12 protein-coding genes are annotated in these 13,176 nt (G+C 70.4%); 7 read left to right on the forward strand and 5 right to left on the reverse strand.

Features of this window, described 5'->3' with window-relative positions; genetic code table 11:
- The 3 genes from HNQ79_RS33225 to ptsP all read left to right on the forward strand — a co-directional run.
- On the forward strand, positions 1–261 hold a 261-nt coding region (locus HNQ79_RS33225; protein ID WP_221507679.1), incomplete at its 5' end, for a hypothetical protein.
- A 290-nt stretch (positions 262–551) separates the two neighbouring features.
- Positions 552–1,001 (forward strand): PTS sugar transporter subunit IIA, encoded by a 450-nt coding sequence (locus HNQ79_RS13095; protein ID WP_185030386.1) that lies wholly within the window; start codon positions 552–554, stop codon positions 999–1,001.
- 77 nt (positions 1,002–1,078) lie between these two features.
- Entirely contained in the window at positions 1,079–2,749 is a 1,671-nt protein-coding gene (gene ptsP, locus HNQ79_RS13100) for a phosphoenolpyruvate--protein phosphotransferase (protein WP_185030389.1), read from the forward strand.
- 69 nt (positions 2,750–2,818) lie between these two features.
- Here the strand turns inward: ptsP and HNQ79_RS13105 are convergent, their stop codons facing one another.
- From HNQ79_RS13105 to HNQ79_RS13115, 3 genes are all read right to left on the reverse strand, one after another.
- Positions 2,819–3,748, reverse strand: a complete 930-nt coding sequence (locus tag HNQ79_RS13105) for a DUF8829 domain-containing protein (protein ID WP_185030392.1) — start codon at positions 3,746–3,748, stop codon at positions 2,819–2,821.
- Between the two features lie 78 nt (positions 3,749–3,826).
- Complete coding sequence (locus HNQ79_RS13110) at positions 3,827–5,833, reverse strand: acetoacetate--CoA ligase (RefSeq protein WP_185030395.1); 2,007 nt, start codon at positions 5,831–5,833, stop codon at positions 3,827–3,829.
- 891 nt (positions 5,834–6,724) lie between these two features.
- On the reverse strand, positions 6,725–7,225 hold the full coding sequence (locus tag HNQ79_RS13115; protein ID WP_229923561.1) for an NUDIX domain-containing protein: 501 nt from the start codon (positions 7,223–7,225) through the stop codon (positions 6,725–6,727).
- 639 nt (positions 7,226–7,864) lie between these two features.
- Between HNQ79_RS13115 and HNQ79_RS13120 the strand changes: the two genes are divergently transcribed.
- From HNQ79_RS13120 to glpK, 4 genes are all read left to right on the forward strand, one after another.
- Positions 7,865–8,686 carry a M15 family metallopeptidase gene (locus HNQ79_RS13120; protein ID WP_185030401.1) on the forward strand — a complete coding sequence of 274 codons (822 nt, stop codon included), beginning with the start codon at positions 7,865–7,867 and terminating at the stop codon, positions 8,684–8,686.
- Positions 8,687–8,869: 183 nt separating this feature from the next.
- A complete protein-coding gene (locus HNQ79_RS13125; protein ID WP_185030404.1) occupies positions 8,870–9,214 on the forward strand; it encodes an Mpo1-like protein in 345 nt (114 codons plus the stop codon).
- 216 nt (positions 9,215–9,430) lie between these two features.
- A complete protein-coding gene (locus HNQ79_RS13130) occupies positions 9,431–10,165 on the forward strand; it encodes an MIP/aquaporin family protein (protein ID WP_185030407.1) in 735 nt (244 codons plus the stop codon).
- A gap of 66 nt (positions 10,166–10,231) precedes the next feature.
- A complete protein-coding gene (gene glpK, locus HNQ79_RS13135; protein ID WP_185030409.1) occupies positions 10,232–11,752 on the forward strand; it encodes a glycerol kinase GlpK in 1,521 nt (506 codons plus the stop codon).
- Between the two features lie 160 nt (positions 11,753–11,912).
- On the opposite strand, the gene HNQ79_RS13140 is transcribed toward glpK, so the two are convergent.
- The gene (locus tag HNQ79_RS13140; protein WP_185030412.1) at positions 11,913–12,527 is read right to left on the reverse strand and encodes a GTP-binding protein; all 615 of its coding nucleotides are present in this window, start codon (positions 12,525–12,527) and stop codon (positions 11,913–11,915) included.
- 119 nt (positions 12,528–12,646) lie between these two features.
- Positions 12,647–13,063: a DUF742 domain-containing protein gene (locus HNQ79_RS13145; protein WP_229923585.1), complete on the reverse strand. Its 417-nt coding sequence runs from the start codon at positions 13,061–13,063 to the stop codon at positions 12,647–12,649.
- Positions 13,064–13,176 lie beyond the last annotated feature (113 nt).

Here is a 13,176-nt window from a genome sequence, read left to right on the forward strand (position 1 = left end):
GAAGTGGCCGGGGTATCAACATATTTGGCGTTGACTTTTGGCACGCTGTTGAGTTCTCAAGGAACGGACGCTTCCTTCGTACTCACCCCTGCGGGTTTTCCTCCGGACGTTTTCGTTCGGTATTTCTTTTATGTTGTTGCGTTTCCGACTCTATCAGACCGTTTCCAGTGCCGATTTCCTCGGTGCTTTCCAGGTTTCCCGCTCTCGCGTTCTCCTCTTTCCAGCGGTGCCGACTCTATCAGTGCTTTTCCGGCTCAGTGACCACTGTTTCCACGGCATACGGGAACAGCAATTCGAGTTAGGATCAACATTAACGAGACGCTGCCGACGCACGGCCCACAAGAGAAGTGGGTACGTGCTGGGGTCAGGCAGGAGTACGACAGTACAGGGCGCCGCTAGTCGAGGCAAATCGTTTCTGGTGCATCTCAAGGTCGTCCAAGTGGCACCTCTCGTGCGGAACCGGGACTTCTTATGACTTACCCTCTGAACCAGGTATGCCGTCCAGGACAGGTAGTGACGGCGCCGCACATACTCCGCCCCTGGGAGGCCCCATGACCAGCGTGATGTCCCCTCTTGAAGGTCGTGCCATCGGACTCGCCGCAGTCCCCGATCCCGTGTTCTCCGGCGCGATGGTCGGTCCCGGCACCGCCATCGACCCCGTGCGCGAGCCGTCCGTGGCCGTGGCACCGGTCGACGGCGTTGTCGTCTCCCTGCACCCGCACGCGTTCGTCGTCGTCGACGGCGAAGGGCACGGCGTGCTGACGCATCTGGGAATCGACACCGTCCAGCTGAACGGCGAGGGCTTCGAGCTGCTCGTCAACAAGGGGGACACCGTGACGCGCGGCCAGGAGGTCGTGCGCTGGAACCCGGCCGCGGTCGAGGCCGCCGGCAAGTCGCCCATCTGTCCCGTGGTGGCGCTGGAAGCCATCCCCGACGCACTCTCCGGCCTGGTCGAGGACGGCGACGTGAAGGCCGGCGACGCTCTCTTCACCTGGAAGTAGAGCTCGGCGCCGTGACGACGGCGGGTAGCACATCCATCGCGGCGGCGGAGTCCGTCGCAACTAGCGGAGACGGTGAAATGGAGACAACGCTGCGAGGCGTCGGTGTGAGCCACGGTGTGGCGATCGGCGAGGTCAGGCACATGGGCACAGCGGTACTGGAGCCGCCGGCCAAGCAGATTCCGGCGGAGGACGCCGAGCGCGAACAGGGGCGCGCCCGGCAGGCCGTGGAAGCCGTGGCGGCCGACCTCATCGCTCGGGGCAATCTTGCGGGCGGCGAGGCCCAGGACGTACTCGAGGCCCAGGCCCTCATGGCTCAGGACCCTGAGCTGATGGCTGACGTGGACCGTCGGATCGCCGTGGGGAGCACGGCCGAGCGCGGCGTGTACGACGCCTTCGCCGCGTACCGGGCGCTGCTGGCCGGTGCCGGCGAGTACCTGGCCGGGCGAGTGGCAGACCTCGATGACGTGCGGAATCGTATCGTCGCCCGCCTGCTGGGCGTTCCGATGCCGGGAGTACCGGACAGCGACGAGCCGTACGTACTCATCGCGCGGGATCTGGCGCCCGCCGATACCGCTCTGCTCGACCCGGCTCTGGTGCTCGGGTTCGTTACCGAAGAGGGCGGGCCGACCAGCCACAGCGCGATCCTGGCGCGGGCGCTGGGTGTTCCCGCCGTGGTCGCGCTGCCGGGCGCAGGTGAGCTGGCCGAGGGCACCGTGGTGGCCGTGGACGGCAGCACCGGCCAAGTCTTCATCGAGCCGAGTCTTGAGAAGCAGGCTGAGCTGGAGGCCGCGGCAGCTGCGCGCAAGGCGGCGCTGGCCGCGTCGACCGGTCCGGGTGCGACGTCGGACGGGCACAAGATGCCGCTGCTCGCCAACATCGGTGGGCCGGCGGACGTTCCGGCGGCGGTGGAGGCCGGTGCCGAGGGCGTCGGGCTGTTCCGTACCGAGTTCCTCTTCCTGGACGACAGCAAGCAGGCGCCGTCCGAGGAGTCGCAGGTCGAGGCCTACCGTCAGGTGCTGGAGGCCTTCCCGGAGAGCCGTGTGGTCGTCCGTGTGCTGGATGCCGGTGCGGACAAGCCGCTCGACTTCCTCACTCCGGCCGAGGAGCCGAACCCGGCGCTCGGCGTACGGGGACTGCGTTCGCTGCTGGACCACCCCGAGGTGCTGCGCACCCAGTTGACCTCGCTGGCGAGGGCTGCCGAGGGCCTGCCGGTGTATCTGGAGGTCATGGCGCCCATGGTCGCGGACCGTACGGACGCCAAGGCGTTCGCGGACGCGTGCCGTGAGGCCGGCCTGGAGGCGAAGTTCGGCGCGATGGTGGAGATTCCGTCCGCCGCACTGCGGGCCCGATCGATCCTCCAGGAGGTCGAGTTCCTCTCGCTGGGTACCAATGACCTGGCGCAGTACACCTTCGCGGCGGACCGTCAGGTGGGTGCGGTGTCGCGGCTGCAGGACCCGTGGCAGCCCGCGCTGCTCGACCTGGTGGCGGCCTCCGCCGAGGCGGCCAAGGCCGAGGGGAAGAGCTGTGGGGTGTGTGGCGAGGCCGCGGCCGATCCCCTGCTCGCCTGTGTGCTGACCGGTCTGGGTGTCACCTCCCTGTCGATGGGCGCCAAGGCGATCCCGTACGTGCGGGCGACGCTGGCGAAGTACACGCTGGCGCAGTGCGAGCGGGCGGCTGCCGCGGCGCGTGCCGTGGACACGGCCGACGAGGCTCGCCTGGCAGCGCAGGCGGTGCTGTCCGGGGAGTGACCCGGCGGCGTTGAACGTACTTGCCGGTCCTGGGGGCCGCCGGATCCTTCGGCGGCCCCCAGGACCTTTTCAGTGTCCGGGGCCGCCAGAGATGTCGGTGATCGGGTAGCCCGCGCAGTAGTCGACGCCCGGTTCCGGGGCGACGGGTTCCCCGGTCTCGGCGTCGGTGCAGTAGGCGTTGAAGACTTCGGCCGCGGTCAGGGCGGCGAGGCCGCCGTGGTCGAGACGCCAGCCGTGCACACGGTCGGGTTCGCCTTCCCGGCTCGTGCGCAGCACCACTCCCCCGGGGCTTCCCAGGGCGATACCTGCGGCGAGGACCGTCACGAACTCCGCGCCCTCGTCGTCCTGCAGTTCGGGGGCAGCGTCATCGCCCGTTTCGGCGTGGAGTACGGCGAGCAGTTGTTCCTCGTCGGCGGGGACGCTGCACACGAGGTGGTGGATCCCGGTGCCCGCTCCCTTCAGCAGGCCCACCAGTAGGTGCGAGGACCGTTCGAAGGCTTCGCGGCCGATGTCCTCGCCGCATTCGGCGCAGTTGCCGAGGTCGGTGAGGAGGAGGGTCGCGCAGTCCCAGGTGGCCTGGCGGACCGCCTCGTTGATGAGAACGGGCACCAGGGCGTCGACGCGCTGGCCCGTGTAAGGGACGCAGACGCCGCGGGCCGCGGTGTGCGCGGTGAATCGGGCCCGGGTTTCCGGCCTGTCGGGGTCCAGGCCCGCCGCCGTGCAGAACTCTCCGAATTCTTCCGGGTCGAAGAGAGTGACGCTCGTGTGCAGGCCCTGGGCCGCCAGGGTCTTGAGCAGGTCGTCGATCTGCTGGAGGTAGGTCGGGTGGTCGTCGAAGGCGAAGGTGCGGTAGCCGGTCATGGCCGCGAAGTCCTGCTCGTCGGCCAAAAGGCCCACTGTGCTGGGGACTTCGCGACGCAGAGCGCGGCGCCTCGCCTTCGTGTGCTGACGGTTCTGGGTGTGGCTGGTCCGCTTCCGTTGGTTGTGCGCCTGCTCCATGGCTCCCCCTGAGCGCTGTCGATCATTGCTCACTCACAGTAACCGGGAGCACTGACAATGGGGGTGGGACGGGCCGGGTCAGCGGCGGGTACGGGCCAGCTCCTCGTAGAAGTGGAGGAGGTCGATGTTGTCGACCGAGCCCGGGTTGACCGCCTTGGCCAGCGGGGTTCCCTGGAGGAGGCGCTTTACCGGAACTTCGATGCGCTTGCCGGTGAGGGTGTGGGGGACGGCGGGGATCTCGATGACCTCGTCGGGGACGTGGCGGGGTGACAGTGAGGTCCTGATGGTGTTCTTGATGCGGGCGCGCAGCGCGTCGTCGAGCACGGCGCCGTCGGCGAGGTGGACGAAGAGCGGCATCCAGTAGCCGCCGTTCGGCTCTTCGAGGCCGATGACGAGGGACTCGCGGATCTCGGGGAGGCGTTCGACCGCCTCGTAGATGTCGGCGGAGCCCATGCGGACGCCCTGGCGGTTGAGGGTGGAGTCCGAGCGGCCGTGGATGATCACGGAGTTGCGTGCGGTGATCGTGATCCAGTCACCGTGCCGCCACACGTCGGGGTAGGTGTCGAAGTAGCTGTCGTGGTAGCGGGCACCGTCGGGGTCGTTCCAGAAGCGGGTGGGCATGGACGGCATCGGGTTGGTGACGACGAGTTCGCCGACTTCTCCGGTGAGGGGTCTGCCCTGGGGGTCCCATGCCTGGAGATCGGTGCCGAGGCAGGCTGCCTGGAGTTCGCCGATGTGGACCGGGAGGGTGGGGACGGCTCCTGCGAAGCAGCTGCACACGTCGGTGCCGCCGCTGACGGAGGCGATCCAGAGGTCGTGGCCGGCTTCGGCGAATTCGTCGTGCAGCCAGCGGAAGCCGTCGGGCGGGAGCGGGGAACCGGTCGTGGCGACGCACCTGACGCGGGAGAGGTCGTGTCCGGCCGCGGGGTGGACCCCTGCTTTGCGGCAGGCCATGACGTAGGCGGCCGAGGTGCCGAAGAGGGTGGCGCCGGTACGCTCCGCGACGGCCCACTGGGCGCCCGTGTCGGGGAAGCCAGGACTGCCGTCGTACAGCACGACCGTGGTGCCCGTGAGGAGACCGGAGACGAGGAAGTTCCACATCATCCAGCCGGTGGAGGTGTACCAGAAGAAGCGGTCTTCGGGGCCGAGGTCGCAGTGCAGGCCGAGCTGCTTGAAGTGTTCGAGCAGGATGCCGCCCTGGGACTGGACGATTGCTTTCGGAAGGCCGGTGGTTCCCGACGAGTAGAGAACCCACAGGGGGTGGTCGAAGGGAACTTGCTCGAAGACCGGCTCGTTGTCACTCTCAGTGAGGGATGACCATTCGAGGGTGCCGGAGGGGGCGGGTGTGTTGAGCAGCGGGATGTGGATCACCGCGCGGAGGGTCGGGAGTTCGCGGCGGAGTTCGGCGACGGTGTCCGTGCGGTCGTGGGTCTTGCCGCCGTAGCGGTAGCCGTCGACGGCGAAGAGGACGACGGGATCGACCTGCTGGAAGCGGTCGAGGACGCTGCGGGCGCCGAAGTCGGGGGCGCAGGAGGTCCATACGGCGCCGACGGCGGCGGTGGCGAGGAGGGCGGTGACGGCTTGGGGGATGTTGGGGAGATAGCCGCTGACGCGGTCTCCTGGGCGTACACCGAGTGCGCGTAGTTCGGCGGCCAGGGAACCGACCTGACGGCGGAGCCCGGCCCAGGTGACGGACTCGGGCTGTTGGCTCTCGTCGACGTGCAGCAGGGCGGGCTCGTCGGCGCGGGAGGGGTCTTCCGCGGTGCGCAGGGCATGTTCGGCGTAGTTGAGCGTGGCCCCTGGGAACCACTGCGCACCGGGCATCGTGCGGTCGCCGAGTACCGTCTCGTACGGGGTGGAGAAGCGGACGTCGAACCACTCGGCGACGGCCTTCCAGAACGTGTCGAGCTCGGTGACCGACCAGCGGTGGAGGGCATCGTAACCGCCGTCCGCGGGGGCGCCGTGGAGTTCTGCGGCCCAGGACTGGAAGCGGGTGACCGCCGCCTCGGCGATGCGGTCGGGGCCCGGCTGCCAGAGGGGCGGCTCGGGCTGGGACGCGGAGTTCGTCGCTGCGGTCGAGGTCATGGGGGCTCCCGGGTTCTGCGGCTCTGCGGGTTCTGTGGTGCGGCTGCGTCGTTCGACGGTCCCGCGGGGAAGGCACTGGGCGGGCTGGTACGGGTCGTGCAGGTCCTCGTGGCTCCGGCTGGCGTCGGGCGTGGTTGGCAGGTCGGAATTCGGCTCGGTGTCCGGCCGACCCGTCGCGGCGCGCGGTGCCGCGAACAGGGCTGAGGGGGACGATGCCACGTGATCGACTTCCACACCAGGGTGACCGGCTGCCGGTCGGGTTCAGCGGTCGGTGTGCGGGGCTGGGCCTTCCGCTCCCCGGTCTGGGGGGTGTGCGGTCGGTCGCGGTGCCTGGAGGCGGTCGTGTACCGCGGGGTGCCGAGCGTTTGGCCTGCCGCACTGCCACGGATCCGGCGCTCGGCCTGTGGTGCGTGGGGTGGACGTGTGGGCGCGGACGCGGGGCGGCAGGGGACGGGAGAACAGGAGGCTCGCCGTGCTGCCGTCCGCGTTGCTCATGGGTACGGGCTACGGCCGCCGTCGTGTCTCAACGCCGAGAGCCCGTGCCCCTGACCCTGCCCGGCCCGGGGGCGGCGGGATGACGGGGACGACTCGTGGTGTGCGTGAGCCGCCCGGCCTCGCGGTGACCAACGCAAACGCGTGCCGCGTGTGGGCCGGGAGCGCACACATGGACGCGGAGCGGCGGGAGGGGCGTGGATGTGGCTCCGGGGACTCACAGGGGTGCCGGTGACAGGTACGCGTCCGGGGGTGAAGGGCGGCAGATGTACGTCGACGAGTGGCGGCGACTGTCCCCCGCCCGCCGACGAGTGAGTCGGGCACCGGCGTACGAGGGCGGCGAACGGGGCGGGCGTACGGGCGCCCCGGTGGGCCTGTGGTTCGGGTGGTCGGGGCGGGTCAGGTGTAGAAGCCGTTGAACCAGGCGCGTGCCGCTTCGGTGTGCAGGGGGAAGGCCAGTTCGGCCGGTGTGTGCAGGAGGTGCCAGCCCGTGGTTTCGGCGGTGGGCGCCGCGACGGGCAGGGACGTGGCGGCGACGGTGGGGAGCAGGCCGAAGAGGAGTAGGTGGTCGGCCGGGGAGCTCAGCGCGTCGGCCAGCCGGACGTCCCGGGCCGCGGCCACGATGCCGGTCTCCTCCCGGAGTTCGCGGACCGTCGCCTCCCGCCAGTCCTCACCGTGGTCGATGAAGCCGCCCGGCAGCGCGACGCCGCCGCATCGGGGCTCAATGGCACGGGTGATCACGAGCAGCCCGACGCCGTCGGCCGTCCTTACGGGCAACAGCGCGACGGCCACCGGCAGCGGATTGCGATAGACGCTCTCGTGGCAGGCGGCGCAGGTGCGGGGCCAGCCGTGGGCGTCGGCATACGGCGTGCCGCAGTGGGGACAGTGGGTGTACGTCACGGCGCCGACTGTAAGCCTAGGTTCGGTGGGCGGGGAGGGAGCGGGGCGGAACCGGTGGGTGGCAGGAAGCCCGTCACGGCGCGGGTGGACAGGAGCTGGACGCGGGGGCGTTTGGACGGAGTCCCGGCGTGGGGTCGGTGGCGAGGTGGGGGCCGGCATGGGGACGGTGGTTGGGAAGCGATGTGGGGAGGGTGGGTGGCAGCCAGTCCGACGCGGGCGGATGGGGAGGGGCCCGACGCGGGAACGGGGCGGCAAGACGCCTGACACGGGTCCGGCGGAGCGGGGATGCTCGACGCGCAGCCCGTAGGTGGCAAGGAGCCCGAGCGGCGCGCGGTTGGTCGGGGGCCCGGCGTGGGGACGGCCGAGCGGGCCCGGTCTCGGGACGTTCGGTCGGGCGACCGGCCCACCGGTGGTGGATCGTGGACCGGTTCGGGGCAAGCGCTGGGGCCGACGTCGGGGCGGTGGAGCGGGGGCCACCCCGGCGTGCACCAGCGCTTCGTTTCCGACATGACCAGCAGCGGCACCGCCACCACCGCGGCTGCCGCGGCGGCCGGCCACCGGCCCGTTCTTGACAGAAGCCGGAGCCGGGGATGGGACGGTGGGGTTCCTTCTGGGGTGGGTGGGTGGTAGACGGGGCGCATGAGACGACGTTTGGGTAGAGATCTTCGGTCGTACGGCGCATGTGCGGCCGTTGTCCTCGCGCTTCTTTCCGTGGCCGCTGCCCCCTCCCCCGGCCCGGGCCGCCCTGAGGCGCCCCCGGCTCCGGACGCCTTCGTTCCGTTGCGGTCGGTCGCGCCGACGGTCCTTCAGGACATGCGGTACACCACGGCCCACAATTTCGTCGGCGAGCGCGTGGACGGCTATCGGGAGCCCGTCTGCCTGCTCACCCGGCCCGCGGCGCAGGCGCTGGCGAGGGCGCAGCGCGTGCTGCTCCGCTCGGGGTACACGCTCAAGGTGTACGACTGCTACCGGCCGCAGCGGGCGGTCGACCACTTCGTACGCTGGGCGAAGGACCTCGGCGACACGGCGATGAAGCCTGCGTTCTATCCGCGCGTCGACAAGTCGCGGCTGTTCACGGACGGTTACATCGCCGAGAAGTCCGGGCACAGCAGGGGCAGCACCGTGGACCTGACGCTCGTGAAGCTCCCGGCGTGGCCGACCAGGCCGTACGTACCGGGTGAAAAGCTCGTACCGTGCTACGCCCCGCAGGATGAGCGGTTCAGGGACAATTCCGTGGACATGGGGACGGGTTACGACTGTTTCGACACCCTCTCGCACACCGACGACCCACGGATCCGGGGCGTGCAGCGGTCGAACCGGCAGCTGTTGAAGAACACGCTCGCCGCCCAGGGTTTCACGAATCTGCCCGAGGAATGGTGGCACTTCACGTACAAGCCCGAGCTCTTCCCGGACACGTACTTCGATTTCCCCGTGGCGCGCCGGTCCGTCGCCGGTCGCTGAGGGCCCTTCCCGGGGCGGGCAACCGAACGGGCTGCCAGGACCACCCCCGTCGGCCCCGGCAGCCCGTTCTCTCCTACCGGACGCCGAATCTCCGCGTACGGTTCTCCGTATCCCGTTCTTCGTGTGTGGTTTTTTGCGGTCGGCTCCGTGTTCCGTTCGCCGGCGAGCGCCTACCGTGCCCTCATGGAGCAGACGTTTGATTCGTACGAGGAGTTCTGGCCCTACTACGTCGCGATGCACTCCCGCGCCGCCACCCGCTGGCTGCATCTGACCGGCACCCTCACCGGTCTCGCCGTCAGCGCGTACGGTCTGGCTCGTGGCCGCCGGCGCTACGCGGCGGCGCTGCCGCTCATCGGCTACGGGACGGCGTGGCCCGCCCACTTCCTGATCGAGAAGAACAATCCCGCCACCTTCGGCCACCCCGCCTGGTCGCTGCGCGGAGACGTCCAGATGATCCGGACGATGCTGGCGGGACGCGACCGTGAGCTCGCGGAGACCACCGAGAAGTGGCTCGCGGAGAACCGCTGAGGGGTCGGGCGCCCCGGTCCCGGGGCGCCCTGGCGGAGCCCCTGCCGCCGTTGCCGTCCAGCTCCTTGACGCCCGATCTCGGCCGGTGAACACTTCCCGGTGTCGGTCCGCGCCGCCATGTCAACTGGCCTGCAATGTACGGCCGTTGAGGTCGCCCCGCCCTGCCCAGTCAAGGACCGGGACCCGCCCCGGCGAGGCCCTAGGAGCCGCCCTCTCATGAGCACTTGGAGCAACTGGGAAGTCTTCCGCGGTGAGTTGATCGGTACCTCGATCCTCGTCCTCTTCGGGGTGGGCGTGTGCGCCGCCGTGACCCTGAGGTTCTCCAAGGCGAAGGCGGCCGGGTGGGTCGTCATCGCCTTCGGCTGGGGCTTCGGGGTGCTGGCCGGGGCGTACACCGCCGCGCCGCTCTCCAGCGGCCACCTCAATCCGGCGGTCACCCTCGGCATCGCGGTCGACACCGGCGTGTGGAGCCAGGTCTGGGTGTACGTGCTCGGACAGCTGGTGGGGGCGATGGCCGGTGCCGTGCTCGCCTGGCTCGTCTACTACGCCCAGTTCGACGCCAACCGGGAGAAGGAGACCGCCGTCGCCACGCTGGGCGTCTTCTCCACGATCCCCGAGATCAGGAACCCGGTAGCCAACCTCCTCACCGAAGTGATCGCCACCTTCGCCCTGGTCCTGCCCATCCTGGCGTTCGGGCTGACGAAGGGCCTGGGGACCTCCGGTACCCAGACCCTCATCGTGGCGTTCCTGGTGGTCGGCATCGGTCTGTCCCTCGGCGGGCCCACCGGTTACGCCATCAACCCCGCCCGCGACCTCGGTCCGCGCCTGGTGCACGCCGTACTGCCCATCCCCCACAAGGGGACGTCCGACTGGGGTTACGCCTGGGTTCCGGTGGTCGGCCCGCTCGTCGGCGGTGCCCTCGGCGGCCTCGTCTACACCATGGCCTTCTAGTCCCGGCCCTCCCGGGTCCCGCTTCCGGGCCCGTTCCGCCAGCAGCTCTCACAGCGAGGGGATTCCATGAGCGACCACAGCGAGAAGTTCGTCGCGGCGATCGACCAGGGCACCACGTCCAGCCGCTGCATCATCTTCGACCACGGCGGTGCGATCGTGGCCGTAGATCAGCGGGAGCACCGGCAGATCTTCCCGAAGCCGGGCTGGGTGGAGCACGACGCCACGGAGATCTGGTCGAAGGTTCAGGCGGTCGTCGCGGGGGCGCTCGCCAAGGCGGGCATGCGCGCCGACCAGCTCAGCGCGCTCGGCATCACCAACCAGCGCGAGACGACCGTTCTGTGGGACCGGGCGACGGGCAAGCCGGTGCACAACGCGATCGTCTGGCAGGACACCCGCACCTCCGCCCTGTGCACGGAACTCGGCGGAACCGACGGGCAGGACCGTTTCCGCGACCGGACGGGACTGCCGCTGGCGAGCTACTTCTCCGGGCCCAAGGCGGCCTGGCTGCTCGACAACGTCCCCGGGTTGCGGACCCGGGCCGAACGCGGCGAGATCGCCTTCGGCACGATCGACTCCTGGCTGATCTGGAACCTCACCGGCGGCACCCAGGGCGGCGTGCACGTGACGGACGTGACCAATGCCGGGCGGACCATGCTGATGAATCTGGAGACGCTGGAGTGGGATCCGGCGATCCTCTCCGCGATGCGGGTGCCGGAGGCCGTGCTGCCGGAGATCAAGTCGTCGGCGGAGGTGTACGGCACCGCTGTCGGGCAGCTCGCCGGGGTGCCGGTCGCGTCCGCGCTGGGCGACCAGCAGGCGGCCGTGTTCGGGCAGGCGTGCTACGAGACGGGTACGGCCAAGAACACGTACGGGACGGGCAGTTTCCTGCTGCTGAACACCGGCACCCGGCCGGTCCCGTCGAAGAACGGCCTGATCACCACGGTGGGCTACAAGATCGGCGGCGAGGCCCCCGTCTACTGCCTGGAGGGGTCGATCGCGATCACGGGCGCGCTGGTGCAGTGGTTCCGCGACCAGCTGGGGATCATCCGCAGCGCGGACGAGATCGAACCGCTCGCGGCGAGCGTGGAGGACAACGGCGGCGCGTACATCGTGCCGGCCTTCTCCGGCCTGTACGCGCCCTACTGGCGTGCGGACGCGCGCGGCGTCATCACCGGGCTGACCCGCTACGTCACCAAGGCGCATCTGGCACGGGCGGTGCTGGAGGCGACGAGCTGGCAGACGCGTGAGGTCGTCGACGCCATGTACCAGGACTCCGGCGTGCGGATCAGCACCCTCAAGGTCGACGGCGGGATGACCGGCAACAACCTCCTGATGCAGCATCAGGCGGACGTGCTGGACGTGCCGGTGATCCGGCCGAGGGTCGCCGAGACGACGTGCCTGGGCGCGGCGTACGCGGCAGGGCTGGCGACGGGTGTGTGGTCGGACCTGGACGAGCTGAAGGCACACTGGCAGCGGGACGCGGAGTGGACGCCGCGGATGGGCGCGCCGGAGCGCGACCGCGAGTACCGGAACTGGCGCAAGGCCGTGGAACGCAGCTTCGGCTGGCAGGGGGACGGGGAGGAGTAACGGCACTACGATCGTCAGGCGTCGCGTTGCCCGGTGCGCCCGCGTCGTCGGCTCACGCCGTCGGCAGGCCGTGCCGCACGCGTCGCGCGGGAGGGGCAACGGCCGCGGCCCGCACCCCAGTCGGCGGGGGTGCGGGCCGCTTCGCCGGGGCGGGAGCCCGTCAGGTGGCGGCGGCGGTGGCTGCCCTGCGGCGGCTCTCGGAGAGCGCCAGCGCGTGTTCCACCACCGCGATCAGAACCTCCTTCACCGACTCCCGGCCCCGGGCGTCGCACAGCAGGACCGGCACGTCCGGGTCGAGATCGAGGGCGGCGGCGATCGTCTCGACGGGGTGCCGCGGAGCGCCGTCGAAGCAGTTGACGGCGACCGTGAAGGGAATGTTGCGGCGCTCGAAGTAGTCGACGGCGGCGAAGCAGTCCTCCAGGCGCCGGGTGTCGGCGAGGACGACCGCGCCGAGCGCGCCCTGCGCCAGCTCGTCCCAGAGGAACCAGAAGCGGTCCTGGCCGGGGGTGCCGAAGAGGTAGAGCACCAGGTCCTCTCTGAGGGTGATGCGGCCGAAGTCCATGGCGACGGTGGTGGTGGTCTTGGCCTCGACCCCGTGGGTGTCGTCGACCGGACGGCCCGCCTCGCTGAGGGTCTCCTCGGTGCGCAGCGGCCTGATCTCGCTGACCGCGCCGACCAGGGTCGTCTTGCCCACCCCGAATCCGCCGGCGACCAGAATCTTCAGCGTCACCGGCTCCACGGGCCGCTTCTTGCGGCTGGAACGCCCGAAGACCATCGTTTGGGTTCTCCCGATCTCGCTGCGCGGAGGGCTGTCTTCCGCTCGGTACTGGGCGGTGCTGGAGGGTGTGATGCTCGTGGGGCGGGGGTGTGGGCGGGCGCCGGCGCGGGCGGGGATCAGAGGGCTCTGAGGCCGTCGATCACTTCGCGCAGCAGGCTTTCGTCCGGCAGCTCGGCCGGCTCCACCGGGCGTGTGACGTGCACGAGTTGCTCGTCGACCAGGTCTCCGACCAGGACGCGGACGACGCCCACGGGGAGGTCGAGGGTCGCGGCCAGTTCGGCGATCGACTGCGGGCTCTCGTGGCAGAGCTCGACGATCTCGACATGCTCGGGCGCGAGCGTGTGGTCGCGGTCCGGCTCGTCCGCCGCCGGTTCCGGGATGACGATGGCGATCAGGTCGAGCCGGTGCCGGGTCGCGCTGCTCGTACGGCCCCTGGTCATCGCGTACGGGCGTACGACGGGGCCCGCGTCGTCGTCGAACCAGTGCGGGGGCGGCTGCGGCCGGGCGGCGGCCGCGTGCGGTGCGGCGGGCACGCGTGGACCGTCGTCCTGCCGCGGCGCGGCGGCGGTCCTCGGCCAGGTGTCCCGCGGCGTCCACGGGGTGGGCTGCGGTTCCCCGCCCGCGGCCCGGCCGGCGTCCGTGCCCG

The organism is Streptomyces candidus, from assembly GCF_014207445.1.
GTDB lineage: Bacteria > Actinomycetota > Actinomycetes > Streptomycetales > Streptomycetaceae > Streptomyces > Streptomyces candidus.

Excerpts from the sequence above, each read along its gene's own strand:
- HNQ79_RS13095 (WP_185030386.1), top strand. The coding sequence starts at position 552 with ATGACCAGCGTGATGTCCCCTCTTGAAGGTCGTGCCATCGGACTCGCC.
- ptsP (WP_185030389.1), top strand. The coding sequence starts at position 1,079 with ATGGAGACAACGCTGCGAGGCGTCGGTGTGAGCCACGGTGTGGCGATC.
- HNQ79_RS13105 (WP_185030392.1), bottom strand. The coding sequence starts at position 3,748 with ATGGAGCAGGCGCACAACCAACGGAAGCGGACCAGCCACACCCAGAAC.
- HNQ79_RS13110 (WP_185030395.1), bottom strand. The coding sequence starts at position 5,833 with ATGACCTCGACCGCAGCGACGAACTCCGCGTCCCAGCCCGAGCCGCCC.
- HNQ79_RS13120 (WP_185030401.1), top strand. The coding sequence starts at position 7,865 with ATGAGACGACGTTTGGGTAGAGATCTTCGGTCGTACGGCGCATGTGCG.
- HNQ79_RS13125 (WP_185030404.1), top strand. The coding sequence starts at position 8,870 with ATGGAGCAGACGTTTGATTCGTACGAGGAGTTCTGGCCCTACTACGTC.
- HNQ79_RS13130 (WP_185030407.1), top strand. The coding sequence starts at position 9,431 with ATGAGCACTTGGAGCAACTGGGAAGTCTTCCGCGGTGAGTTGATCGGT.
- glpK (WP_185030409.1), top strand. The coding sequence starts at position 10,232 with ATGAGCGACCACAGCGAGAAGTTCGTCGCGGCGATCGACCAGGGCACC.
- HNQ79_RS13140 (WP_185030412.1), bottom strand. The coding sequence starts at position 12,527 with ATGGTCTTCGGGCGTTCCAGCCGCAAGAAGCGGCCCGTGGAGCCGGTG.